The sequence below is a fragment of the Streptomyces sp. NPDC107562 genome (assembly GCF_055657325.1).
Window position 1 is genome coordinate 217,416 of the sequence record NZ_JBVKBE010000001.1, and the last position, 23,103, is coordinate 240,518.

Consider the following 23,103-nt stretch of genomic DNA (forward strand, 5'->3'; position numbering starts at 1 on the left):
GGCCGACGGCGCGGAACGGGAGGGACGTTGGCGGGCAGGCTCAGGGCTCCGACGGGGCGTTACGGGGGCAGGTCGGCACAGGAACGGCAGGCCGAGCGGCGTCGGCGGTTCCTCGACGCGGCGCTCCAGCTCTTCGGCGACGGCCCCGGCTACCGGGCGACGACCGTCGCGGCGCTCAGCGAGGCGGCGGGACTGTCCACCCGGCAGTTCTACGAGGAGTTCCACACCCTGGAGGACGCGCTCGCCGCGCTCCACCTCCAGGTCAACGCCCTGGCCGAGCAGGCGGTGCTGACGGCGGCGGCCGGCACCCGGGAGTCACCTGTCGACGAGCGGGCCGACGCGATCTTCCGCGCCTACGCCGGCAACGTCACCGCCGACCCCCGCCGCGTCCGCATCACCTTCGTGGAGATCGTCGGCGTCAGTCCCCGCATGGAGGAGCAGCGGCTCACCCGGCGTGCCCGCTGGGTCGACCTGATCTGCGCCGAGGCGCAGGCGGCCGCCGAGCGCGGTGAGGCGGCCCGCCGCGACTACCGCCTCGCCGCGACGGCGTTCATCGGCAGCGTCAACGGCCTGGTCCACGACTGGAGCACCGGCCGGGTACCGGCCACGCTCGACGAGGTGGTGGACGAACTGGTCCGCCAACTGCTCGGCATCCTGCGTCCCGTGGGGTGGCGGCCCGGAGCGGACTGAGGAACGGACCCGGCCGCGCCGCACCCCGTCGCGCGGTGACTGCGCCTGACGGGTGAGCGGACTGGGCCGACCGTGTCCGCCCGGGGCCGGTTCGCGTTGCCCAGAGCATGATCTCAACACGTCGTTTCGTCGCAGCCGTTGGACTCGCGGCCGGTGTCGCCGCACTCGCCGCCCCCTCGGTGAGCGCGGCCGAGGCCGACGCCCCGGGCGTCGGCGCACTCAGCCCGGTCGCCCTCCTCGACTCCCTCGCCGTCAGCGACATCCCCGCCGAGTACAAGGAGGACGTCCCGCGGCCGTCCGCACAGCTGACCCAGATGCAGCGGCTCAACGACCTCAACCAGCTCCGCCAGCTCACCGACATGGCCGCCCCCGTCACCGGGCTGCTTCCGAACGTGGGCTGACCCCGCCGCCGCGGTCCGTCAGCCGGCCGTGGCGAGGAACTGCGTGGCCGCCAGCTCCGCGTACAGCGGGTCGGCGGTCACGAGTTCGCGGTGGGTGCCCACCGCACGCACCGTGCCCGAGTCCATGACGACGATCCGGTCGGCCATCGTCACCGTGGACAGCCGGTGCGCGACGACCAGCACCGTCGTGGTGCGGGCCACGTCGGCGACGGTGTCGCGCAGCGCCGCCTCGTTGACGGCGTCCAGCTGCGAGGTCGCCTCGTCGAGCAGCAGGAGCCTCGGACGGCGCAGCAGCGCGCGGGCGATCGCCACCCGCTGGCGCTCCCCGCCCGACAGCTTGGTGCCGCGATGCCCGACGAGTGTCTCCACGCCGCCCGGCAGCCGCTCGACCAGCCCGTCCAGCCGGGTCGTCTTCAGCACCCGCGTCAGGGCGTCGTCGTCCGCCTCGGGATTGCCCAGCAGCAGGTTGTCGCGCAGCGACCCCGACAGCACCGGCGCGTCCTGCTCGACGTAACCGATCGCGGAGCGCAGCTGCGGCAGTTCCCACTCCGTGAGGTCCCGGCCGTCCAGCGTGATCACGCCCGACTCCGGGTCGTAGAAGCGCTCGATGAGGGAGAAGACCGTCGTCTTGCCCGCGCCGGACGGGCCGACGAACGCCGTCATGCCCTGCGCCGGGACCTCGAAGGTCACGCCGTGGTGGACGTAGGGCAGGTCCTCGGCGTAGCGGAATCGGACGTCGGTGAAGGCGAGCGCGGCCGGGGGCGCGCCGGCCGACGGCAACGAGGCGGCGGGCGCCTGGGGTTCGGCGGGCAGCCGCAGTGCCTCCTGGATCCGGGCCAGGGCGGCGGCGCCCGTCTGGTACTGCGTGATCGCGCCGACCACCTGCTGGATCGGCGACATGAGGTAGAAGACGTACAGCAGGAAGGCGACGAGCGTGCCGATGTCCACGGCGCCGGTCGCGACCCGCGCGCCGCCGACCGCGAGGACCGTGATGAAGGCGATCTGCATCGCCAGCCCCGCGGTGTTGCCCGCCGCCGCCGACCACTTGGCGGCCCGCACGCTCTGCCGCCACGACTCCTCGGCCGCCGCGTGCAGCGTCCGCTCCTCGCGGTGCTCGGCGCCGGACGCCTTCACCGTGCGCAGCGCGCCCAGCACCCGCTCCAGCGACGCTCCCATGACACCGACGGCGTCCTGGGCCCGGCGGCTGGCCTTGTTGATGCGGGGCACGATGAAGCCGAGGACCAGGCCCGTGCCGAGGACCACGGCGAGCGTGACGCCGAGCAACACCGGGTCGACGAAGCCCATCATCGCGACGGTGGCGACGAGCGTGAGTCCGCCCGTGCCGAGGCCGACCAGGGAGTCGGTCGTGACCTCGCGCAGCAGCGTGGTGTCCGAGGTGATGCGGGCCATCAGGTCACCCGGCTCGCTGCGGTCCACCGCGGATATCCGCAGCCGCAGCAGGTACGACGACAGGGTCCGCCGGGCGCCGAGCACCACCGACTCCGCAGTGCGCTGGAGCACGTACCCCCCGAGGGCGCCCACCGCGGCGTTGGCCACGACCAGGGCCGACATGGCCAGCAACGCCCCGGCGATGGCCCGGTCGTGGGAGAGGTCGTCGATCAGACCACGCGCCACCAGCGGCAGCGCCAGCCCGGTGGCGCCGGTGACCAGCGACAGCAGCGCTCCCGCGAACAGGGTCCACCAGTGGGGCCGCACATAGCCCAGGAGCATGCGCCACGGGGGCGGGGCGCTCTCCGACTCTGCGATGCTCACGCTGCTCCTTCACGGTCCGAGGGGATGCTCAGAGATTACGTGGGGGCACCGACAACCGGGGCGCGGGCCGGACATCATGGCGGCACCGGGGCGCCGGACCGGCCGGGGCGGCCGCGACCAGGCGCGCGGCGCGCAGCCGGAACCGTCCCCTTACCGATCAGTCACGCGTAGGGTCGGATGCCGGGACGGACGCGCGGAGACGGAAGGGGCCAGCACATGGCGCAGGAAGTACGCGGCGTGATTGCACCGGGGCGGGACGAGCCGGTGCGGGTCGAGACGATCGTCGTACCGGACCCGGGGCCGGGAGAGGCCGTGGTGAAGGTGCAGGCCTGCGGGGTCTGCCACACCGACCTGCACTACAAGCAGGGCGGCATCACCGACGAGTTCCCCTTCCTGCTCGGCCACGAGGCCGCCGGGGTGGTCGAGACGGTCGGGGAGGGCGTCACCGAGGTGGCGCCCGGTGACTTCGTGATCCTCAACTGGCGTGCGGTGTGCGGCCGTTGCCGGGCCTGCCTGCGTGGCCGGCCCTGGTACTGCTTCGACACCCACAACGCCGAGCAGAAGATGACCCTCGCCGCGACCGGCCAGGAGCTCGTCCCGGCCCTCGGCATCGGCGCGTTCGCCGAGAAGACGCTGGTCGCGGCCGGCCAGTGCACCAAGGTCGACCCGGCCGTCTCCCCGGCGGTGGCCGGACTGCTCGGCTGCGGCGTGATGGCCGGCCTCGGCGCCGCCCTCAACACGGGTGGCGTCGGCCGCGGCGACACCGTCGCCGTCATCGGCTGCGGCGGCGTCGGCGACGCGGCCGTCGCCGGGTCGCGGCTGGCCGGAGCGGCCCGGATCATCGCCGTGGACATCGACGACCGCAAGCTGGAGACCGCCCGCCGGATGGGCGCCACCCACACCGTCAACTCCTCCGGCACCGATCCGGTCGAGGCGATCCGCGAGCTGACCGGCGGGTTCGGCGCGGACGTCGTCATCGAGGCGGTCGGCCGCCCGGAGACGTACAAGCAGGCCTTCTACGCCCGGGACCTGGCCGGCACCGTCGTCCTGGTCGGCGTGCCCACCCCGGAGATGAAGCTCGAACTGCCCTTCCTCGACGTGTTCGGCCGTGGCGGCGCGCTGAAGTCGTCCTGGTACGGCGACTGCCTGCCGTCCCGCGACTTCCCCCTGCTGATCGACCTGCACCTGCAAGGGCGTCTGGACCTGGACGCCTTCGTCACCGAGACGATCCAGCTCGACGAGGTGGAGAAGGCGTTCGAGCGGATGCACCACGGTGACGTGCTGCGCTCGGTGGTGGTGCTGTGATGGCCGCCCGCATCGAACGCCTCGTCACCTCCGGGCAGTTCACCCTCGACGGCGGCTCCTGGGACGTCGACAACAACGTGTGGCTCGTCGGCGACGACCACGAGGTCGTCGTCATCGACGCCGCCCACGACGCCGACGCGATCGCGGCGGCGGTCGGGGACCGGCGCCTGAAGGCCATCGTGTGCACACACGCCCACAACGACCACGTCAACGCGGCACCCGCGCTCGCCGACCGCACCGGAGCCGTCATCTGGCTGCACCACGACGACCTGCCGCTGTGGAAGCAGACCCACCCCGGACGCGAACCGGACGCCGGGCTGCGGGACGGGCAGGTCATCGAGGCGGCCGGAGCCGACCTGCGGGTCCTGCACACGCCGGGGCACGCCCCCGGCGCGGTCTGCCTGTACGACCCCGGCCTCGGCGTCGTCTTCACGGGCGACACCCTCTTCCAGGGCGGCCCCGGCGCGACCGGCCGCTCGTACTCCCACTTCCCGACGATCATCACCTCCGTCCGTGACCGGCTCCTGACCCTCCCCCCGGACACCAAGGTCCTCACCGGCCACGGCGACTCCACGACCATCGGCGCCGAGGCCCCGCACCTGGAGGAGTGGATCACGCGGGGCCACTGAGACCCGGTCCGGCGGGCAACGGAGCGACCGTCGGGAAAAGGTGACAGAAGATGTCCGGCTTTCGCGGGAGGCTCGACACCCGGAACAGCCAACGGGAGGTCGGACATGTCACAGCCGTTGCGGGGCAAGGTCGCGCTGGTCGCCGGAGCGACACGGGGAGCGGGCCGCGGGATCGCGGTGGAACTCGGCGCGGCCGGCGCCACCGTCTACGTCACCGGACGCAGCACCCGCGCCCGCCGCTCCGAGTACGACCGCCCCGAGACCCTGGAGGACACCGCCGACCTGGTCACCGAGGCCGGCGGCCACGGCATCGCCGTACCCACCGACCACCTCGAACCGGCGCAGGTCCGCGAGCTCGTCGACCGCATCGACGGCGAGCAGGGCCGTCTCGACGTCCTCGTCAACGACATCTGGGGCGGCGAGAAGCTCTTCGAGTGGGACAAGGCCGTCTGGGAGCACGACCTCGCGGGCGGCCTGCGGTTGCTCCGCCTCGCCGTCGAGACGCACGCCATCACCAGCCACCACGCCCTGCCCCTCCTGCTGCGCCGCCCCGGCGGCCTGGTGGTGGAGATGACCGACGGCACGGCCGAGTACAACCGCGACACCTACCGGGTCAACTTCTTCTACGACCTGGCCAAGTCGGCCGTCCTGCGCATGGCCTTCTCCCTGGGCCACGAAGTGGGGCCGCGCGGCGCCACGGCGGTCGCGCTGACCCCGGGCTGGCTGCGCTCGGAGATGATGCTCGACACCTACGGCGTCCGCGAGGACAACTGGCGGGACGCCCTCGACAAGACCCCGCACTTCGCCATCTCGGAGACCCCGCGCTACGTGGGCCGCGCCGTCGCGGCCCTCGCCGCCGACCCGGAGGTGTCGCGCTTCAACGGAGGGTCCCTGTCGAGCGGCGGCCTCGCTCAGGAGTACGGCTTCACCGACCTCGACGGCAGCCGGCCCGACGCCTGGCGCTATCTCGTCGAGGTCCAGGACCCGGGCAGGCCGGCGGACACGACCGGGTACCGGTGACGTCGGCCGGAGAGGGAAACCGGGCCGCGCACGGTGCCTGCCCCGTCGATCACCACGGCAGTACGGTCTGCGCATGACCGACACCAAGCGCTTCGACGGGTACGGAGTTCTGCTCACCGGCGCGGCCCGCGGCATCGGCGCCGCGACCGCCCGGCGACTGGCCGCCGAGGGCGCGGCCGTCCTCGTGACCGACATCGACGGGCCGGCCGCGGAGCAGACCGCGGGGGAGTTGCGCGAGGAAGGACTCCGGGCACAGGCGCACCCGTGCGACGTCGCGGACCGGGGGTCGGTCGAGGACGCCGTCGCGCGGGCCGTCGCCGCGTTCGGCACCCTCGACGTGCTCGTCAGCAACGCCTACAGCTGCCATCCCGACGCGCCGCTCTTCGAGGACGAGACGGACGAGGGATGGGCACGTGACCTGGACGTCACCCTCACCGGGGCGTACCGCTGCTGCCGCGCCGCACTGCCGCACCTGGCCACCTCGGGGCGGGGCGCCGTCGTCTGCGTCGGCTCGGTCAACGGGCTCCAGGACTTCGGCAACCACGCCTACAGCGCGGCCAAGGCGGGCCTCGGCTCGCTGACCCGTACCCTCGCCGGGCATGCCGCCGGCCGGGGTGTGCGCGTCAACCTGGTGGCCCCCGGCACCGTCCGCACCACGGCGTGGCAGGGCCGCGACGGCGACCTCGACGCGCTGCGCCGCCACTACCCCCTCGGCCGGGTCGGCGAGCCGGAGGACATCGCGGCCGCCGTTGCCTTCCTCGCCTCCCGGGACGCGTCCTGGATCACCGGTACGACGCTGGTCGTCGACGGGGGGATCACCGCCGTGAACACCGGCTTCACCTCCGTCACGGGGCGCACCGGCCGACAGGCCGACCGCAGCCCGTGAGAACCGCGGCCGCGCTCCGCCGCGCGCCGGATGTCACCGTTTTGTCGCGGTCGGCCCGCGCCTACAACCGAATCGGCCCTCGACCGGTCTAGCAGGCAGAGAACGCGCGACAGACGCGCATTCGACGCGAGAGACAAGGCCAGCCCATGGGGGAGATTCGCAGGCGGGCGACCGTCGTCCTGGGGACCACCGCTCTGGTGGCGCCGCTCACACTCGCGCTGGGCGCAGCCCCGGCGCAGGCGGCGAGCTGCACCACGCAGACCGGGCCGTACCAGAAGCAGGTGGAGAAGTTCCTCGGCCGCCCGGTGGACGGCAGGCAGTCCTCCGCGGACTGCAAGGCGATCCAGGCGTTCCAGACCAAGCACGGCATCACGCCGAACATCGGCTACGCGGGGCCCGTCACCTGGGGCGTGATGGACCTCATGAACAAGCAGAAGGCCGTCGGGAAGAACCCCAACAAGTCCGGCGCCTGCCCGGTCAACAAGGGCCGTATCGCCTGTGTGAACCTCACCCTCCAGCTCAGCTGGATCCAGGACGGCAGGAAGCTCGTCTACGGTCCCGTCCCGGTCCGCACCGGCAAGAACGGCTACGAGACCCGCACGGGCCTGAAGAAGATCTACTGGCGCAACATCGACCACGTGTCGACGATCTACCACGTGCCGATGCCCTACTCCCAGTTCTTCGACGGCGGCCAGGCCTTCCACTCGGTGGGCCTGAGCATGTGGAACCCGCCCGGCTCGCACGGCTGCGTCAACATGACGAAGACCACGGCGAAGAAGTACTGGTCGCTGCTGAAGAACGGCGACGACGTCTACGTGTACGGGCGCAAGCCGGGCACCTGACGGGGCACCCGGCTCGCTCGGGGCGTCAGACCTGCGGCGCGTCGCCGAAGTCCGGGATCTCCAGCCGTACGCCACCCTGCCGCGCGGACTCGTGCGCGACGATGCCCGGCAGGGTGTAGCGGGCAGCCACCCACGCGTTGACGGACGGCAGCGAGCGCGTGATGACCGCCCTCACGAAATCGTCCACCAGGAAGTGGTGGCTGCCCTCGTGCCCGTTGTGCAGGTGGTCGAACGCGCGCGGCAGCCGGGACCGGTCGTGCACCGGCGCCGAACCCGAGGTGAAGGCCGCCCGCAGATCCGGCGCGATGTGCTGGAGCGACGGGTCGTCCGGCGACAACGTCTGCTTGGGCTCCAGCAGTTCGGAGATGTCCGTGACGCCCGACTTGTCCTGCCAGAGCGCCACCGTGGCGAGCTGCTCCATGCTCGCCTCCGTGCCGAAGAAGCGGAAGCGGGACTCCCGGATGTGGGACGGGTAGCCGACCCGCCGGAACTCGTTGGTGCGGAACGAACCGCCGCCCGCGACCTCGAAGAGCGCCGTCGCGTTCGAGACGTCGTTGTCGAACTGGCTCACCGCCCGGTCGAAGACGCCGTCGCCCCGCTCGTCCACCACCCCGAGCGCGGACACGCTCACCGCGTGCGTCTGCCAGGCGCCCAGCACACCGCCCACGGAGTGCGTCGGGTACAGCAGCGGCGGATAGCTCGCCGTCGCCTTCCAGTTCTCCCCGCCGCTGTACTGGTACGCCTCGTAGAACCCCAGGTCCATGTCGTGGACGTAGTCGCCCTCGGCGTAGAAGATCCGGCCGAAGGCGCCCTTGGCGATCTGGTCGCGGGCGTGCACGGTCGCCGGGTTGTACTGGCTGGTCTCGCCCATCATGTACGTCAGCCCGGTCGCCTTGACCGTGTCGATGATCGCCGCGATCTCCTCGGTGGCGATCGCCATCGGGACCGCGGAGTAGACGTGCTTGCCGGCGTTCAGCCCCTGGAGCACCAGCGGGCCGTGCGTCCAGCGCTGGGTGAAGATCGCGACCGCGTCGATCCCGGGGGACTCCAGCATGGCCTCGTAGGTCGGGAAGGTGCCGCTCAGGCCCTCCGCGGCGGCCAGCCGCTCGGCCCGTTCGGGCAGCAGGTCGGTGACATGGACGTCGCCGACGCCCGGATGGGCGAGGAACAGCTTCGCGAACTGCCCGGAGAACTGCCCGGCGCCGACGATGCCGAGGGAGAACGTCATGGGATGGCTGCCTTTCACTGGCCGAGGAGGAAGTTGATCTGGTGGTTGGTCTGATCCAGGCCGCTCACCGGAGCGCCGTTGGCGTAGATGTCCTGCATGGCGGGGCGCATCAGCGCGAACACGTCCGCCGCGTAGTCGGTGACGGGGAAGGAGAAGGTCGTGAAGTCGCCCTGGCCGGAGACCGGTTCGGTGAACGCCGAGACGTCGACGCCCTTCTTCCGGTAGGCCGCGACGGCCGCCGCGGTGCCGTCCGGGGTCGCCGGGAAGACGATCCCGTAGCCGCCGACGGTGCGCTGGCACGCGTCGGAGGCCAGATGGCGGACCCACTTCTTGGCGCCCGCCTTGTTGCGGGCGTTCTTGGTGATCGAGTCGGCGAGGCCGTTCATCATGGTGGCCCGCTTGCCCGTCGGGCCCCGCGGAGTGACGGCGGTGCCGACGTCGAGGCCCTTCGCGCCGTGGTACGTGGAGATCATCCAGGCGCCGTCGAAGGCGGCCGCGGCCGTCCCCGCGGCGACCTGCGCGTTGGGTGGGTTGGCGTTGTTGCTGTAGTCCGTGAACGGTGCGAGATAGCCCTTCTCCGCCAGCCCGAAGTACCAGTCGATCACCGACTGGAAGGTCTCGCTGCCGTACTGGTACGCGCTGCCCCAGCGCTTCTTGTCCGTGTAGCTCCACCCGGCCGACGCGGTGAACGGGCTCCACTGCGTCTGGCCGTCGCCGTCGCCCGCGCCTCCCGTGGCGAGCCCGTAGACCTTCACGTCGTCCTTGTCGAAGCCCGGTTCGTCGCCCCGCCTGCCGTTCTTGTCGACGGTGAGACGGGCCACGGCCTTCTCGAAGGTGCCGCCGTCCTGCGGGTTCCAGGACAGGTCGCCCAACTGCGCCGCGGTGAGGCCGGCTTGCGCGGCGAGCTTCTTGTTGTAGAAGAGGGCGACCGTGTCCCAGTCCTTCGGGGCGCCGTAGCGGTGCCCGTCCTGCCCCGTCCAGTTGGCGGCGAGCCCCGGCTGGTAGTCCGACTCCTCGATGCCCAGGTCGTCGAGGGGTTCGAGCACCTCGAGGTCGGCGAACTGGCCGAACTTCTGGATGTGGTCGGTGAACACGTCGGGCTCGGTGCCCGCGATGAAGCTCGCGGTGAGCTTGGTCCAGTAGTCGTCCCAGCCCAACTGGGTGATCCTGACGTCCAGGCCGGGGTTGCGCTGTTCGAAGTCCTTGGCGCAGGCCTCGTAGGCGGGCAGCTGATTGGCGTCCCAGAGCCAGTACGTCACCGTGTTCCGCGACGACCCCGAGGAGCCGCCCGGGGCGCACCCGGCCACCAGGGACAGCGCCACGGCGCCGGCCAGCGACGTGAGGACCGTACGAAAGCGCATGGCGGTAAAGCGCATGGAAGTTCCCTCACTTGATCCCGGTGAAGCCGACGGAGCCGACGATGCGGCGGGCGAAGAGCCCGAACAGCACCAGCATCGGAAGCGCCGCGATGAGCGTCGCGGCCATCAGCCCCGACCAGTCGGTGCCGGTCTGCGGTGTCTGGGCGCGGAAGACGGCCAGCGCGACGGACAGCACGCGCGAACTGTCGCTGTAGGACACCATCAGCGGCCAGAAGTAGTCGTTCCAGGAGGTGATGTACGTCAGTACGGCCAGCGTCAGGACCGGTGCCGAGGCCATCGGCAGCAGGACCCGGAAGAAGACGCGGACCTTTCCCGCGCCGTCGAGGAGCGCGGCTTCCTCCACCTCGCGGGGGATGTTCATGAAGAACTGGCGCAGGAAGAACACCGCGAACGGGGTCATGAACATCGTCGGCAGCGCGATCCCCAGCAGGGTGTCCACCAGGCCGAGTTCCTTGATGAGCACGAAGTTCGGCAGCAGGGTGAAGATCGTCGGCACCATCAGCCCGGCGAGGAACAGCCCGAACACCGCGTCCCTGCCCCTCCAGTGCAGCCGCGAGAAGGCGTACGCGGCCATCGCCGAGAAGAAGATCTGGCACCCGGTGATCAGCGTGGAGACCAGCACCGAGTTGAGCAGATAGCGCCAGAACGCGAGCCCGCCGCCGGACCCGCCCTGCGCGATCGCCTCCTCGGTCGACTGCAGGCCGAGCGCCCTTTCGAAACCGCCGGTGGTGAGGCCGACCGGCAGCGGGTCGGCGGGCTGCGCGGCCAGCCCGGTGTTGCTGGACAGGGCGGTGCGCAGGATCCAGTAGAACGGCAGCATCGTGACGAGCACGATCGCGGCCATCACCGTCCAGGCCAGCACCCGCCCGAGGGAAGGCCTGCGCCTCGCACGCCGTACGGTCGTCGTCGCGACGGCAGTCATGTCGTCTCTCCCTTCCGTCAGCCGATCCGTCAGCCGAGGTCGGTCCGGCCGGCCCGGGTGAGCCGGTACTGCAGGACGGTGATGGCGGTCAGGACGATCAGCAGGGCCACGGACATCGCGGAGGCGTAGCCGAACTGGAAGCGGCCGAAGGCGGATCCGTAGATGTAGTACTGAAGGACGTTGGTGGCGTTCGCCGGGCCGCCCGAGGTCGTCACGGCGACCGTGTCGAACACCTGGAAGGAGCCGATCACCGTCATGATCAGCACGACGGCCAGGACCGGGCGCAGCAGCGGCAGCGTGATCCGCCGGAACATCCGCCACTCGCCGGCGCCGTCCACCTTCGCGGCCTCGTACAGCGGGGCCGGGATGGCCTGGAGACCGGCGAACAGCAGCAGCGCGGTGTAGCCCACGTGCCGCCACACGTTGATCAGCGCGATCGTCGGGATCGCCCAGGTCTCGTCGGCGAGGAACGGGATGCGGTCGGCGCCGAGCGCGGTGACGATCTCGTTGCCGATGCCCAGCTGGGTGTCGAGGATCCAGAGCCAGACGATGCCGGCGACGACGTTCGACATGAGGTAGGGCGTGAGCACGATGCCGCGCAGCGTCGCCGATCGGGTCAGGCGTTGCAGCAGCACGGCGATCGCCAGCGCGGAGACGGTCTGCACCCCGATGTTGATCACGACGTACACGACGGTGGTCCGCATCGAGTCCCAGAAGATGGGGTCCTTGACCATGCGGACGTAGTTGTCCAGGCCCACCCACTGCGCCGGCGTGAGCAGATTGAACCGCGTGAAGCTCAGATACACCCCCCGCAGCGTGGGCCACAGCAGGAAGACCAGGAATCCCAGCAGGGCGGGCGCGAGGAACACGGCCGCGAGACGCCCGTCCCCCCGGGACGTCGGCGGACCGTGGGAGGCGACGGACATGGGCGGGCTCCTCGGCTGGGGCGGCTCCTCTGGGGCCACTTACTTTTGAGCCGGAAGAATCTCTGCGTCAAGAGGTGTGCAGAGATCTTCTGAAGGCCGTGCCTTGCGCTGTAGAGTGAGCGCATTACTTCAGGAGCAAAAGTAAAAAGGCGTGGAGGTCCGACCCAGATGACCGCAGGTTCCGCCAGCTGGCTGCCGCTGAGTCCGGGGGAGCGCTCGGTGGCGATCGAGGTGCTCGTGGGCGGCCCGCTCTCCCGCGCGGAGCTCGCCCGGCGGCTGGACCTCTCCGCCGGCAGTCTCACCCGGCTGACGAAGCCGCTGATCGAGTCCGGTCTGCTGATCGAGTCCCCCGACGGCTGCGCGCCGGGCGAGAGCAGGCAGGGCAGGCCCTCGCAGCCGCTGGACGTGGTGGCCGGTTCCAGGTCCTTCGTCGGCTTCAAGGTCACCGAGGACATGGTCTACGGCGTCGTCACCACGCTCAGGAGCGAGATCGTCGCCCGGCACGACCGCCCCCTGACCACGCACGACCCCGGCGCGGTGGCGGACCTGCTCGCGGACATGGTGGGCGAGCTGGCCCGCAGCCACCCGGGGCTCGCCGGTATCGGCATCGGGGTGGGCGGCTTCGTGCAGGACCGGGCCGTGGTGGGCGAGTCGCCCTTCCTGGACTGGCGTGACATTCCGCTCGCCGCGCTCGTCGAGGAGCGCACCGGGCTGCCCGTCGTCGTCGAGAACGACGTCGCGGCGCTCGTCGAGGCGGAGACCTGGTTCGGTGCCGGACGCGGCCTCGACCGGTTCGTGGTGCTCACCATCGGCGCCGGTATCGGCTACGGGCTGGTGCTGGGTGGCCGGCGGGTGCCGTCCGAGGGGGAGGACCGGGCCTTCGGCCGGCGCTGGATCCTCGACCCCCACGGGCCGCTCACGCCCGACGGCGAGCGCGGCAGCGCGGTCTCGCTGCTGACCATTCCGAGCATCCGCTACCAGATCAGGGCCGCCACCGGACGCGACCACACCTACGAGGAGATCCTGGGCCTCGCCGCCGCCGGGGAGGCCCTGTGCGCCCGCGTCGTCGCCGAGGCCGCCCGCGGCCTCGGCATTCTCCTCGCCCACATCGCCAACTTCGCGATGCCGCAGAAGATCCTGCTCGCCGGTGAGGGGGTCGGACTGATGGATGTGGCGAGGGCCACGGTGGAGGAGACGATCCGCGCCCGCCGCCATCCGCTGGCCGCCGCGGTCGACCTGGAGACCAGGCGGTCCGACTTCCACGACTGGGCCCGCGGTGCCGCCGTCCTGGCCATCCAGGTCCTGGTGCTGGGGGCGGCGGACGCCTGAACTGCCCGGCCGGTTGGGGGACATGGACGTGATCAGGGACACTGCCCGATATGTCCGATTGGCTCGTGATTACTCACATCGCCTTCACCTGGGGCGCCGTATGCTTCACACCATGTCCACCAGTGTTGAAGCCGCCACCGAGCGATCGGCCGCGGAGGTCAACGAGGAGATCCGGGCGCTGTGGCGCCGGTCGGGCGGGACACTGAGCACCGAGCAGCGCGAGGTGTACCAGCGCCTCGTCCTGGAGTGGGCGGCCGCGGCGCCGCAGCCGGCGCAGGCCGCCTGACCCACCGGTGACGGGCCGTGTGGCCCCTTCCGTCCCCGGATTTCTCCGTCAGCCCCACGTGGCCGAGTAATGGCGCTGGTAGGCCTTGCGGTCCTGTTCCGTACGGATCCACCGCGTGGCCACCAGCGCGACCAGACTGCCCCCGACGACCAGCAGGCCGGGCCCGATGTTCCTCGGGTCCGACAGCCGTGCGAGCAACTCCCTGCCCGTCTCCGCCGAGATCGGCGTGGCCGTCCCCGGCGCCGCCGCGCTCTGCGGACCCGACGGCGCGGGCGCCGGAGCGGCACCCTGCCCGTTCTGCGGGCCCGAGGCGATCAGCTGGACGCCGAGCGCGGACAGCGCCCGCGGCAGCGGCTGGAAATACGTCGTGCCGCCCGACCGGCAGTCGCCGCTGCCGCCCGAGGTCACGCCGAGCGCGATCCCCTCGGAGAACATCGGCCCGCCGCTGTCCCCGGGCTCGGCGCACACGTTCGTCTCGATGAGGCCGGTTACCGTGCCCTCGGGGTAGTTCACCGTGGCGTCGAGCGCGGTCACCTCGCCGTCACGCAACCCGCTGCTGCTGCCGCTGCGGAACACCCGCTGCCCCACGGACGGCTCGCCCACACCCGTGATCCGCACGCCCTGCCCGTCGCCGATGGCCACGACACCCGCGCCGTCGCCCGCCCGGCCCCCGTCGTACTGCACGAGGGAGTAGTCGTCGCCGGGAAAGCTGCCGGCGACGGTCCGGCCCACCGGCCGGTCGCCCCGGCCGTCCGCGAACCAGACGGATCCGTTGGGGCCGCAGTGCCCCGCCGTGAGGATGAAGTCGCGCGTCCCGTCGGTGACGTTGAACCCCGCCGAACAGCGCCCGGCGGTGGACAGGATCGGCAGGGCGCCGTTGATCCGGGTGGTGAAGGTGCCCTCCGTGCGCTCCATGCGGACGAAGTCACCGATGCCCTCCGCGCGATCGGTCATGTCGGACCAGTCGCCGGCGGAGACGGTGCTGTCGCCTCGTACCACCACCTCGTTAGCGCGGTAGTCCACCACCCACGCCGTGCCCGTCACCCGCGGCGCCGCGCGCAGTACCTCCGTGGCGGCCGCGAGTTCCCGCATGCTGTGCCGCACCAGCTTCGCCGCCGCGCCCGCCCCGCGGACCTCGGCCGCCGCCTCGTCGTCGGTGACCGCGACGACCGGCCGGCCCGCGTCGTCCCTCCAACTGCCCGCCGTACGGGCGGCTCCGAGCCGCTCGACGAGGCCCGCACCGGTGTCCTCGGCCAGGCCCGCGCCGGCGTCCTCGGCGAGTACCCGGGGCGCGGCGGCGGGGGGTTCGCTCGCGACCGCCTGCGTGACCATCGCCGCCCCGAGGACGATCCCGCCGACTGACGCCAGCCGTGTCGCCCGCCGGACGATCCGTCGTCGTGCGTGCCTCATGCATGGCTCCCGAACCCCGAACACGCGGCGCGATGGCACCGCGGGGCGCCCAGGTCGTCGAGCGCCCTCTCTCCATACGTGCCGGGGTCCGGCAGCGTTCACCCCCGGGGCGGCCGGCTCAGTTCTTGCGTGCCACTCCGCCGAACATCGCGACCTCCTCCGGCTCCGCGCCGTCACCGGCCTCCGGACGCCAGCGCGAGCACGACACGACGCCGGGCTCCAGCAGGTCCAGGCCGTCGAAGAAGCCCTCTACGGCCTCGGGGGTGCGCTGGGTCAGCTTCGGGGTGCCGTGCTCGTTCCAGAACGTCACCGCCTCGTCCACGTCCGGCATCGAGGGCGAGGTGATGGTGTGCGACAGCACCAGGTGGCTGCCCGGGGGCAGCGCGTCCATCAGCCGCCGGACCACGCCGTACGGGTCCTCGTCGTCGCGCAGGAAGATGACGACGCCGAGGAGTATCAGCGCCACGGGCTGCGTGAGGTCCAGCGTCTTCGCCGCGTGGCCGAGGATCGCGTCGACGTTGCGCAGGTCCTCGTCGAGGTAGTCGGTGCGGCCCTCGGGGGTGCTGGTGAGCAGCGCGCGGGCGTGCGCGAGGACGAGCGGATCGTTGTCGACGTACACGATCCGGGCGTCGGGGGCGATCCGCTGGGCGACCTCGTGGGTGTTGTCGGCGGTGGGCAGGCCGGTGCCGACGTCCAGGAACTGACGGATGCCCAGGTCGGAGACCAGGTGCCGCACGGCGCGGCCCAGGAACAGGCGGTCCGCGCGGGCGTACTCGCCGATGCCCGGGTGCAGTTGGCGGATCTGGTCGCCGGCCGCCCGGTCGACCTCGTAGTTGTCCTTGCCGCCGAGCCAGTAGTTCCAGATGCGGGCCGTGTGCGGCTGGGAGGTGTTGATGCGCTCGCGCAGCGACTGGGCAATACCGTCCGCGGCTGGTGGGTTCTCGGTCACGGAATCAGCTCCTGGGGATGCCTGGTGCAGGGCGGGAAGCCGCCCCGTGCGGTGTCAAGACGCAATCTAGACCGATGAATTGATCTTTGCGGGGCCTTGTGCGATTTCGGTGCCACGCGTGCCCGCGCGCCTCTCCCGCGGCCGCATATCGTGGGCCCATGACCAGGAACCCGCACGGATCGTCCGGTGCCGCGAACCCGCTGCGCGCACTGGACCTCGACCGGCTGCGGCGCCGGACGAGCATGAAGTGGCGCGCCTACCCGGAGGACGTGCTGCCGCTGTGGGTGGCGGAGATGGACGTGCCGCTCGCCCCGTCCGTCGTCCGCGCCCTCACGGACGCGGTCGCGCTCGGCGACACCGGTTATCCGGCGGGGACGGGCTACGCCGAGGCGCTGGCGGGCTTCGCCGGGAAGCGGTGGGGCTGGTCCGGGCTCGACGTGCGGCGCACCGCGCTCGTGCCCGACGTGATGCTCGGTGTGGTCGAGATGCTCCGACTGGTGACCGGGCCCGGGGACGCGGTGGTGGTCAACCCGCCCGTGTATCCACCGTTCTTCCAGTTCGTCGGGCACATGGACCGCCGGGTGGTCGAGGCGCCGCTGGGCCCGGACCTGCGGATCGACTGCGACGTCCTCGAAGAGGCCTTCCGGCAGTCCGTGGCGGGCGGGCGCCGGGCGGCGTACCTGCTGTGCAGCCCGCACAACCCGACCGGGACCGTGCACACCGCCGAGGAGCTGGCCACCGTCGCCCGCCTCGCGGGGGAGTACGGCGTGCGCGTCGTCGCCGACGAGATCCACGCACCCCTGGTCGTCGGCGACACGGACTTCGTGCCGTACCTGGACGTGCCCGGCGGCGGCAGCGGTCTGTCGCTGATGTCCGCCTCCAAGGCCTGGAACCTCGCGGGTCTCAAGGCGGCCCTCGCGATCGCGGGCCCCGAGTCGGCGGCCGACCTCGCCCTGCTGCCCGAGGAGGTCGGGCACGGCCAGAGCCACCTCGGCGCCATCGCCCACACCGCCGCCCTGCGCGACGGCACCGCCTGGCTGGACGCCCTGCTCGCGGGCCTCGACGAGAACCGGCGCCTGCTCGCCGAGTTGCTGGCCGAGCACCTGCCGGACGTGACCTGGCGCCCCGGCGACGCCACCTACCTCGCCTGGCTCGACTGCCGGGCGCTCGGCCTGGGCGACGACCCCGCGGACGACTTCCTGCGGCGGGGCCGGGTGGCCCTCAACTCCGGCCTGCCGTTCGGGACGGGTGGAGCCGGCCATGTGCGGCTGAACCTGGCCACCTCGCCGGAGATCGTCACGGAGGCCGTCGCGCGGATGACCGCCGCGCTGAAGTGAACGAGCGGACGGCCCCGCGCTGGAGGGAGGCCCGCACGCCTAGACTTCCGGCCATGGACGCCACGCGGCTCGGAGCCGGCAAGTATCTGCTGATCACCAGCTACCGCAAGGACGGCACCCCGGTCCCCACACCCGTCTGGGTCGTCGCCGACGGTGACGCGCTCGGGGTGTGGACGGTCACCGACTCCTGGAAGGTCAAGCGGATCAGGCGCCGCGCCGATGTCCTGGTGGGCCCCTGCGACCTGCGCGGCAACCCGACCGGGGAGCAGGTCCCGGGCACCGCGGCGATCACCGACGCGCAGACCACGGCCCGCTACCGCCGACTCATCGCCCGCAAGTACGGCGTCGTCGGCCGGCTCACGCTCCTCGGCAGCCGGCTGCGCCGCGGCCCGCAGGGCACGGTCGGGATCAGGGTGACGGTGAACGGCTGAGGCCTCTTTGACTGGCCCGGGCGACCGGCCGGGGGCGTCGCCCGTCAGGTCCAGGCGCGGTAGGGCTCGTCGAGCAGCTGGAACACCGGCTCGCCCCGCACCGGGTCCTTGGCGGTGGACAGCCGCACGCGGTCGCCGCTGTGGATGCCGACGGGCGGGCCCATCACCCGGCCCCGTACGACGAACCCCTCGGCCATCTCGATGAGGGACACGTTGCGCGCGCCGGGCGTGTTGCGGTGCACGACCGTCGTGTGGCGGACCGTGCCCGTGCCCTCGCTGCGCTCCGTGCGCAGGTCGCTGCCCTGGCAGACCGGGCACAGCAGCCGGTGGTACATCGCCGTTCCGCACCAGGCGCACCGCTGGAAGGACAGGCCCTCCTGGTCCTGGGGGCGGCGGTCGAGAAGGCCCGCGGTGGAGCCGGGCGCCTGCTGAGCGACGGTTCCTGAGTGGTGGTACACGCTGGCAACTCCCTGCGCTCGGCCGGAAATCCACGTGCGCGACACCGCGCGCACGCCTGTGCCCGGCTTGCCGTGCCACCGTGCACGGCCTCAGAGTATGGCACTCAGTGCCACTCGTAAAGGCACTCCGTACCCTGTACTTCAGGGAGAGTGCGCGGCCGGGCCTCGGTCCCGTCCGAGGGTCGTCTCGATCTCCCGCACCACCCGCCACAGCGGAGTGCCGCGCCGCGAGACGACGACCACCACGTCCTCGGGCCGCTCCGGCGCCGGAGGAGTGGGCCCCGCCCCGAAGGCGTCCCGCACCAAGCCGAGGGCGTGGTCCACCGCGGCGGCCGCGTCACCCTCGCCGTCCGAACGCAGCCAGGACCGCAGCCCGTTGTTGTGCGCCGCCACCACGGCGGCCGCGATCACGTCCGCCCGCAGCGAGCCGTCGCGAAGGCCCGCGAAACGGCCGCGCAGATGGTCGGCGAGGGCGCGCTCGTAGCGCCAGACCACGGACAGCTCGTACGCGCGCAGTCCGGGTACCTGTCGGGTGAGCCGGTAGCGCTGCACGGAGAAGGCCGGGTTCTCGGCGTACATCCGCAGCACCAGCCGGGCGGCGTCGCAGACCCGGCCCACCGGCTCGTCGTCCTCGCCGCCGGCCGAGAGGAAGGCCGTCATGTCGGCCAGGCAGCGCTCGTGGTCGGGGAAGACCACGTCCTCCTTGGAAGGGAAGTACCGGAAGAACGACCGCCGCCCCACGCCCGCGAGGGCCACGATGTCGTCCACGGTGGTCTGTTCGTAGCCCCGCTCCAGGAACAACTGGAAGGCCGCCGCGACCAGGGCCTCACGCATGGGCGGTTTCGCGCTCATGGGACGGAACGTAGCACCTGGGCGGGGTCCGATGGCACTCGGTGCTGCGGTGAGGGAACCGGGTGCCGTGCGGGCGAGGCGCTACGCGTCGTCGTCCGGTGCCCCGCGGTCACCGGACTCGGCCAGCCGGGCCACGGCCGCGGACACCTGCCGTTGTATCGCGTCGGGCAGCGGCTCCCCGCGTACGGCCGTCACCAGGTCCTGGGCGAGCAGATGAAGCTTGGTGTTGGTGTTCTGCGAGACCATCACCAGCACGTGCCACGCGTCCTGCGGGCTCAGCCCGAAGGTGGCCATCAGGACCCCGCGGGCCAGATCGATGGTCGGCCGGGTCTGCATGGCCCGGCGCAGCTGCACGACCTCCACCCCGAGTTCGTGGTCGTCCTCGTCGTCCGCCTCGGTGAACAGGGGCAGCGTGCCCGTGAGGGTGAGCAGCCGCTCGGCCGCCGGGCCGAGTGCCTGGATCGTGACCGTCTTGCCCTCGGCGAGGGCCCGTTCGCGGAGGGCGAGCAGGACGTTCAGGGCGGAGCAGTCGCAGAAGGTGACGCCGCGCAGGTCGAGGTCGACGCCCTCGGTCGCGGACTTCAGCGCGTCACGCAGGGCGGTGCGCAGCGTATCGGCCGCGTGCAGGTCCAGCTCCCCGCTGACCGTCACGGCCGAGCGGTCGTCGTCCTGATGCGCGGTCACCGACAACGGCCGCGGCCGGCAGGCCGCGGGGGCAGCGGACTGCGTCGGGTACGCAGACTCCGGCATGGCCGACACTCCTTCGAAAATCCCGCCTGCCGTCTTCATCAGGGTCGTCCTCACACCGCGATACGTCAAGAGATACATGAAATCTAGTTCGCGTTTTTGAATGCGGGAAACCTGGGTCCTATGATGGCGCCATGAGTGAAGTGCCTGAGCCGCATACCGGATGGACCTTCCTCACCAACCACGCCCGGGTGCTGGCCGCCATCGCCGATGATCACACCGCCCGCGTACGCGACATCGCGGCACACTGCAGGCTCACCGAACGAGCCGTGCAGAAGATCATCGCCGACCTGGAGCAGGCCGGTTACCTGTCCCACCGGCGTGAGGGGCGGGGCAACACGTATCGCATCGAGCCGAGCAAGGTGCTGCGCCACCCGGCGGAGGCGGGGTTGACCGTGGCCGCGCTGCTCGCCCTGCTCGCGCAGGACGAGGTGAACCGCGGGCGGGAGTCAGCGGACAGCGCGACGGCGGCCCGCGAGCGGTGACCCGCGCCCGACAGGGCCGACCCGCTCGACTTCCGAAGGGCGGGCGGGTGCGGACCCGAGGCCGGCGGCTACGCGCCGTCCGTCGGCACCCGGATGTCCACCACACAGACGTCGTCGCGCCGTTCGTCCTCCACTACGGCCGCGAGCAGCGGGCCCAGTGAGCCGGGCTCGTCGGCGTGGTGCGTGACGAGGGCCCGCGAGAGCCGCTCGATGCCGAGGTCGATCGCCTCCGACGTGCGCTCCACCAGGCCGTCCGTGTACAGCAACAGCCGGTCGCCGGGCTCCAGTCGGGTCTCGGCCCGCTCGAAGACCGGGGTGGTGCTCGCGCCCAGCAGCATCCCGGCCGGCCTGTCGAGCCGCCGTACCTCCCCGGCGCGCAGCAACAGCGGCGGGGGATGGCCGGCCTGGGCCCAGACCAGCCGGCGCTCGTCCGGGTGGTAGTGGGCCAGCACCATCGTCGCCGTGCCGTGCGGGTCGCGGGAATGCAGCAGCAGCGTGTTGAGCCGGCTGAGGGCGCCGGTCAGGGAGAAGCCGGTGATGACCATGCCCTTGGCCGTGAACCGGAGCTGGGCCATCGTGGCGACCGCGTCCATGCCGTGGCCGGCGACGTCGCCCACCACGAACAGGGCGGTGCCGTCGGGCAGTTCGATGGCGCTGTACCAGTCGCCGCCGACATGGATACCCGACTGCGCGGGCAGATAGGTCACCTCGACGCGCAGACCGGCCAGTTGCAACGGCTTGTCCGGCAGGGGCAGCAGCGCGTGCTGGAGCCGGGCGGCCAGCGCCCGCTCGGCCTGGAGCGCTCCGTGCTGTGTGAGGTTCACCTGTTCGCTCTGCACCAGGGCGAGTTCGGCGTTGCGCTGGGCCGTGAGGTCCTGGAGGAAGCCGTGCACCTCGACGGGCGTGCCGTACAGGTCGGCCACCGCCTCGGCGACGATCCGCAGATGGCGTACGCCGCGCGCCGTCCGGATCCGGAACGGCACGTCGACCGGCCGTCCCTCGTGCACGAGGGCCCTGATGGCGCGGATCAGGACCGGCACCTCCTCCGGCAGCGCGAGGCCGGGCAGGTCGGGAAGGCTCACCGGTCCGTGCGCGGGGTCGCGGTCGAGGACGGTGAAGACCTGGTCGGCCCAGGTGACCTCGCCGGAGGGCAGGTTCCAGCTGGCCCAGCCGAGGTTGCCCAGCCGCTGCACGTCCGCCAGCCGCTGCTCCTGGCGGTCCGACGGATCGTGGCGGACCCAGCTGAGGACGAGGCCCTCGCCGAGGCGCGCCACCCGCACCGAGTACGTGGACAGTTCGGCGACGCCGGCCACCACGTCCTGCTGCGCGAACGGCTCTCCCTCGTACGGCTTTCCGGCACCCAGCACGTCCTGGCACCGCTGCCACAGGGACTCGTCCGCGATCGGCGGCCAGCACTCCAGGATGCGCAGCCCGATCAGCTCGGGTCCGGTGCGTCCCACCACGTCGACGGCATCCGCGGTGACCGCGTCGATGCGGTAGTCCTCGACGTCACCCGAGGCGCCGCGCAGCGGGGTGAGCAGCATCGCCGCGCCGGGCAGGGTGTCGAGCACGGTCCGGACGGTCTCGGCGAAGCCGTCGGCGGCGGGTTCCGGGAGGGCGTCGAAGGCCCGCAGCCGGCCCGCGCACAGCCGGACGACGGCCCGCAGATGGTCGCGGGTGCGAGGCGTGAACGCGCCGGGCCGGGTGCGCAGGACGCCGATGGAGATCTCGGCGGTGTCGACCGGCAGCCAGGCGCGCGACCGCCAGCGGTCGGGCGGGTCGCCGACGAGCAGGAACCGCTTCCGGTCGGTCGGGTAGTCCTCCAGCCAGCGCGGCTCGCCGGTGCGCAGCGCCTCCAGCGCGGCGACGCCGGTCAGGGGCGGCACATGACGCCACTGCGCGGCGAGGGTGGCGTCGATGCCCGCGTGGCCGACCAGTTCGAGACCGTCGGCGGGCAGCCGGGCGAAGATCATGACCGCGTCGGCGTCGACGGTGTCGGTGAGGTGCTCCAGCAGGCACCCGGCGAGCTCCTGCGGATCACGCACTCCGACGAGCGCCGCGCCCAGCCGCCCCAGGGGCGTCGAGGCGTCCTCGGCGGGGTCGCGGGTGGGACCGGGGAAGGGAGCGGCGGGCGCGGGGCCCGCGCTGCCGGGGCCGGGGGCATGGGGACCCTCGGGTCCGGAGGCCTCGGGATCACCCGGGGCGTCCATGGCGTCCAGGCTCTCGGGAGCGGAGGCGTCCAGGCCCTTGGGTGCGGGTGCGGGGGTGTTGGGACCGTCGTGTGAGGGGGTGCCGGGCGTGGAGGTGTTCGGGGCGGAGGTGTCCGGGCCGTCGGGTGCGAAGGTGTCCGGTGCGTCCGGGACCGAGGTGACCTGCGTCCGGGGGGCGGGGGTGTGCCGCCCTTCGGGGGCGCGGGTCTCCCGGCGGCCGGGGTCGGGAGTGGGGGGATCTTCCGGGGTGCCTGGCCGTGGCCCAGCGCCTTCGTGGGGCGGGACGGTCCCGGGGGACGAGGCGCCGCAGAGGGTGAGCCGGCATTCCTCGACCAGGGTGCGGCCGCCGGCCCGGGCGCGTGCGAGGAGCTCCTCCTGTGCCGCGTCCGCCGAGCGTCCGGTGAGCGCCATCACCACGCCCTTGGCCCGCTCCAGGACGGCGGAGGTCGCCACCGGATCCCGTGGCCGGTCCGGCTCGGAGCGGCGTCCGGGAACCGCGCCGGCCGAGGTGACCGTGTCGGACCCGGTGCCGTTCTCGGCAGGGGGTGCGGGGTCGCTCGTCACGCGTCGAGCATCGCACAGGGACCCCCCCAGGGGTGCAAGGTCGT

At 72.3% G+C, this 23,103-nt stretch carries 23 protein-coding genes; 12 read left to right on the plus strand and 11 right to left on the minus strand.

The features are described 5' to 3' along the window. Positions 1–27 precede the first annotated feature (27 nt). Both ACZ7LV_RS01050 and ACZ7LV_RS01055 read left to right on the plus strand, forming a co-directional pair. Positions 28–690 carry a TetR/AcrR family transcriptional regulator gene (locus tag ACZ7LV_RS01050; protein ID WP_471934690.1) on the plus strand — a complete coding sequence of 221 codons (663 nt, stop codon included), beginning with the start codon at positions 28–30 and terminating at the stop codon, positions 688–690. Positions 691–797: 107 nt separating this feature from the next. Then, a complete protein-coding gene (locus tag ACZ7LV_RS01055) occupies positions 798–1,091 on the plus strand; it encodes a hypothetical protein (protein WP_471934691.1) in 294 nt (97 codons plus the stop codon). Positions 1,092–1,109: 18 nt separating this feature from the next. Here the strand turns inward: ACZ7LV_RS01055 and ACZ7LV_RS01060 are convergent, their stop codons facing one another. Beyond that, positions 1,110–2,822 carry an ABC transporter ATP-binding protein gene (locus tag ACZ7LV_RS01060; protein ID WP_471936030.1) on the minus strand — a complete coding sequence of 571 codons (1,713 nt, stop codon included), beginning with the start codon at positions 2,820–2,822 and terminating at the stop codon, positions 1,110–1,112. A gap of 258 nt (positions 2,823–3,080) precedes the next feature. Between ACZ7LV_RS01060 and ACZ7LV_RS01065 the strand changes: the two genes are divergently transcribed. From ACZ7LV_RS01065 to ACZ7LV_RS01085, 5 genes are all read left to right on the plus strand, one after another. Next, on the plus strand, positions 3,081–4,169 hold the full coding sequence (locus ACZ7LV_RS01065) for an S-(hydroxymethyl)mycothiol dehydrogenase (protein ID WP_471934692.1): 1,089 nt from the start codon (positions 3,081–3,083) through the stop codon (positions 4,167–4,169). After that, complete coding sequence (locus tag ACZ7LV_RS01070) at positions 4,169–4,798, plus strand: MBL fold metallo-hydrolase (RefSeq protein WP_471934693.1); 630 nt, start codon at positions 4,169–4,171, stop codon at positions 4,796–4,798. Before ACZ7LV_RS01065 ends, ACZ7LV_RS01070 begins: the two co-directional genes overlap by 1 nt. A 105-nt stretch (positions 4,799–4,903) precedes the next feature. After that, positions 4,904–5,818 (plus strand): SDR family oxidoreductase, encoded by a 915-nt coding sequence (locus ACZ7LV_RS01075; protein ID WP_471934694.1) that lies wholly within the window; start codon positions 4,904–4,906, stop codon positions 5,816–5,818. Positions 5,819–5,891: 73 nt separating this feature from the next. After that, positions 5,892–6,704 (plus strand): SDR family NAD(P)-dependent oxidoreductase, encoded by an 813-nt coding sequence (locus ACZ7LV_RS01080; protein WP_471934695.1) that lies wholly within the window; start codon positions 5,892–5,894, stop codon positions 6,702–6,704. Positions 6,705–6,850: 146 nt separating this feature from the next. After that, on the plus strand, positions 6,851–7,546 hold the full coding sequence (locus ACZ7LV_RS01085; RefSeq protein ID WP_471934696.1) for a L,D-transpeptidase family protein: 696 nt from the start codon (positions 6,851–6,853) through the stop codon (positions 7,544–7,546). A gap of 25 nt (positions 7,547–7,571) precedes the next feature. Here the strand turns inward: ACZ7LV_RS01085 and ACZ7LV_RS01090 are convergent, their stop codons facing one another. The 4 genes from ACZ7LV_RS01090 to ACZ7LV_RS01105 are packed head-to-tail and all read right to left on the minus strand — an operon-like array spanning position 7,572 to position 12,001. Next, positions 7,572–8,774 (minus strand): Gfo/Idh/MocA family protein, encoded by a 1,203-nt coding sequence (locus ACZ7LV_RS01090; protein ID WP_471934697.1) that lies wholly within the window; start codon positions 8,772–8,774, stop codon positions 7,572–7,574. Between the two features lie 14 nt (positions 8,775–8,788). Beyond that, positions 8,789–10,135 carry an ABC transporter substrate-binding protein gene (locus tag ACZ7LV_RS01095; RefSeq protein WP_471934698.1) on the minus strand — a complete coding sequence of 449 codons (1,347 nt, stop codon included), beginning with the start codon at positions 10,133–10,135 and terminating at the stop codon, positions 8,789–8,791. A 25-nt stretch (positions 10,136–10,160) separates the two neighbouring features. Then, positions 10,161–11,075 (minus strand): carbohydrate ABC transporter permease, encoded by a 915-nt coding sequence (locus ACZ7LV_RS01100; protein WP_471934699.1) that lies wholly within the window; start codon positions 11,073–11,075, stop codon positions 10,161–10,163. A 29-nt stretch (positions 11,076–11,104) separates the two neighbouring features. Continuing rightward, complete coding sequence (locus tag ACZ7LV_RS01105; protein ID WP_471934700.1) at positions 11,105–12,001, minus strand: carbohydrate ABC transporter permease; 897 nt, start codon at positions 11,999–12,001, stop codon at positions 11,105–11,107. Between the two features lie 168 nt (positions 12,002–12,169). On the opposite strand from ACZ7LV_RS01105, the gene ACZ7LV_RS01110 reads away from it, so the two are divergent. Next, positions 12,170–13,330 (plus strand): ROK family transcriptional regulator, encoded by a 1,161-nt coding sequence (locus tag ACZ7LV_RS01110; protein WP_471934701.1) that lies wholly within the window; start codon positions 12,170–12,172, stop codon positions 13,328–13,330. Between the two features lie 100 nt (positions 13,331–13,430). Beyond that, positions 13,431–13,616: a hypothetical protein gene (locus ACZ7LV_RS01115; RefSeq protein WP_401667072.1), complete on the plus strand. Its 186-nt coding sequence runs from the start codon at positions 13,431–13,433 to the stop codon at positions 13,614–13,616. Between the two features lie 48 nt (positions 13,617–13,664). Here the strand turns inward: ACZ7LV_RS01115 and ACZ7LV_RS01120 are convergent, their stop codons facing one another. Together ACZ7LV_RS01120 and ACZ7LV_RS01125 are read right to left on the minus strand one after the other, a co-directional pair. After that, positions 13,665–15,026: a S1 family peptidase gene (locus ACZ7LV_RS01120; RefSeq protein WP_471934702.1), complete on the minus strand. Its 1,362-nt coding sequence runs from the start codon at positions 15,024–15,026 to the stop codon at positions 13,665–13,667. 118 nt (positions 15,027–15,144) lie between these two features. Beyond that, positions 15,145–15,975, minus strand: coding sequence for an SAM-dependent methyltransferase (locus ACZ7LV_RS01125; RefSeq protein ID WP_471934703.1), 831 nt, complete (start codon positions 15,973–15,975; stop codon positions 15,145–15,147). 158 nt (positions 15,976–16,133) lie between these two features. Between ACZ7LV_RS01125 and ACZ7LV_RS01130 the strand changes: the two genes are divergently transcribed. Continuing rightward, positions 16,134–17,312, plus strand: a complete 1,179-nt coding sequence (locus ACZ7LV_RS01130; RefSeq protein WP_471934704.1) for a MalY/PatB family protein — start codon at positions 16,134–16,136, stop codon at positions 17,310–17,312. 53 nt (positions 17,313–17,365) lie between these two features. Continuing rightward, positions 17,366–17,743, plus strand: coding sequence for a PPOX class F420-dependent oxidoreductase (locus ACZ7LV_RS01135; protein ID WP_471934705.1), 378 nt, complete (start codon positions 17,366–17,368; stop codon positions 17,741–17,743). Between the two features lie 44 nt (positions 17,744–17,787). Here ACZ7LV_RS01135 and ACZ7LV_RS01140 read toward each other — a convergent pair whose 3' ends face one another. The 3 genes from ACZ7LV_RS01140 to ACZ7LV_RS01150 all read right to left on the minus strand — a co-directional run bounded on the left by ACZ7LV_RS01140 (position 17,788) and on the right by ACZ7LV_RS01150 (position 19,803). Beyond that, the gene (locus ACZ7LV_RS01140; protein ID WP_471934706.1) at positions 17,788–18,201 is read right to left on the minus strand and encodes a Zn-ribbon domain-containing OB-fold protein; all 414 of its coding nucleotides are present in this window, start codon (positions 18,199–18,201) and stop codon (positions 17,788–17,790) included. Positions 18,202–18,342: 141 nt separating this feature from the next. Further along, the gene (locus ACZ7LV_RS01145) at positions 18,343–19,035 is read right to left on the minus strand and encodes a TetR family transcriptional regulator (RefSeq protein WP_471936032.1); all 693 of its coding nucleotides are present in this window, start codon (positions 19,033–19,035) and stop codon (positions 18,343–18,345) included. A gap of 99 nt (positions 19,036–19,134) precedes the next feature. Further along, complete coding sequence (locus tag ACZ7LV_RS01150) at positions 19,135–19,803, minus strand: anti-sigma factor antagonist (RefSeq protein WP_471934707.1); 669 nt, start codon at positions 19,801–19,803, stop codon at positions 19,135–19,137. A gap of 131 nt (positions 19,804–19,934) precedes the next feature. On the opposite strand from ACZ7LV_RS01150, the gene ACZ7LV_RS01155 reads away from it, so the two are divergent. After that, a complete protein-coding gene (locus ACZ7LV_RS01155) occupies positions 19,935–20,285 on the plus strand; it encodes a MarR family transcriptional regulator (RefSeq protein ID WP_471934708.1) in 351 nt (116 codons plus the stop codon). 68 nt (positions 20,286–20,353) lie between these two features. Here ACZ7LV_RS01155 and ACZ7LV_RS01160 read toward each other — a convergent pair whose 3' ends face one another. Then, positions 20,354–23,059 carry a SpoIIE family protein phosphatase gene (locus ACZ7LV_RS01160; protein ID WP_471934709.1) on the minus strand — a complete coding sequence of 902 codons (2,706 nt, stop codon included), beginning with the start codon at positions 23,057–23,059 and terminating at the stop codon, positions 20,354–20,356. Positions 23,060–23,103: the final 44 nt, after the last annotated feature.

Coding starts and splice junctions, on each gene's coding strand:
- ACZ7LV_RS01055 (WP_471934691.1), top strand. CDS start 798: ATGATCTCAACACGTCGTTTCGTCGCAGCCGTTGGACTCGCGGCCGGT.
- ACZ7LV_RS01060 (WP_471936030.1), bottom strand. CDS start 2,822: ATGCTCCTGGGCTATGTGCGGCCCCACTGGTGGACCCTGTTCGCGGGA.
- ACZ7LV_RS01065 (WP_471934692.1), top strand. CDS start 3,081: ATGGCGCAGGAAGTACGCGGCGTGATTGCACCGGGGCGGGACGAGCCG.
- ACZ7LV_RS01070 (WP_471934693.1), top strand. CDS start 4,169: ATGGCCGCCCGCATCGAACGCCTCGTCACCTCCGGGCAGTTCACCCTC.
- ACZ7LV_RS01075 (WP_471934694.1), top strand. CDS start 4,904: ATGTCACAGCCGTTGCGGGGCAAGGTCGCGCTGGTCGCCGGAGCGACA.
- ACZ7LV_RS01080 (WP_471934695.1), top strand. CDS start 5,892: ATGACCGACACCAAGCGCTTCGACGGGTACGGAGTTCTGCTCACCGGC.
- ACZ7LV_RS01085 (WP_471934696.1), top strand. CDS start 6,851: ATGGGGGAGATTCGCAGGCGGGCGACCGTCGTCCTGGGGACCACCGCT.
- ACZ7LV_RS01090 (WP_471934697.1), bottom strand. CDS start 8,774: ATGACGTTCTCCCTCGGCATCGTCGGCGCCGGGCAGTTCTCCGGGCAG.
- ACZ7LV_RS01095 (WP_471934698.1), bottom strand. CDS start 10,135: ATGCGCTTTCGTACGGTCCTCACGTCGCTGGCCGGCGCCGTGGCGCTG.
- ACZ7LV_RS01100 (WP_471934699.1), bottom strand. CDS start 11,075: ATGACTGCCGTCGCGACGACGACCGTACGGCGTGCGAGGCGCAGGCCT.
- ACZ7LV_RS01105 (WP_471934700.1), bottom strand. CDS start 12,001: ATGTCCGTCGCCTCCCACGGTCCGCCGACGTCCCGGGGGGACGGGCGT.
- ACZ7LV_RS01110 (WP_471934701.1), top strand. CDS start 12,170: ATGACCGCAGGTTCCGCCAGCTGGCTGCCGCTGAGTCCGGGGGAGCGC.
- ACZ7LV_RS01115 (WP_401667072.1), top strand. CDS start 13,431: ATGCTTCACACCATGTCCACCAGTGTTGAAGCCGCCACCGAGCGATCG.
- ACZ7LV_RS01120 (WP_471934702.1), bottom strand. CDS start 15,026: ATGAGGCACGCACGACGACGGATCGTCCGGCGGGCGACACGGCTGGCG.
- ACZ7LV_RS01130 (WP_471934704.1), top strand. CDS start 16,134: ATGACCAGGAACCCGCACGGATCGTCCGGTGCCGCGAACCCGCTGCGC.
- ACZ7LV_RS01135 (WP_471934705.1), top strand. CDS start 17,366: ATGGACGCCACGCGGCTCGGAGCCGGCAAGTATCTGCTGATCACCAGC.
- ACZ7LV_RS01145 (WP_471936032.1), bottom strand. CDS start 19,035: ATGCGTGAGGCCCTGGTCGCGGCGGCCTTCCAGTTGTTCCTGGAGCGG.
- ACZ7LV_RS01150 (WP_471934707.1), bottom strand. CDS start 19,803: ATGCCGGAGTCTGCGTACCCGACGCAGTCCGCTGCCCCCGCGGCCTGC.
- ACZ7LV_RS01155 (WP_471934708.1), top strand. CDS start 19,935: ATGAGTGAAGTGCCTGAGCCGCATACCGGATGGACCTTCCTCACCAAC.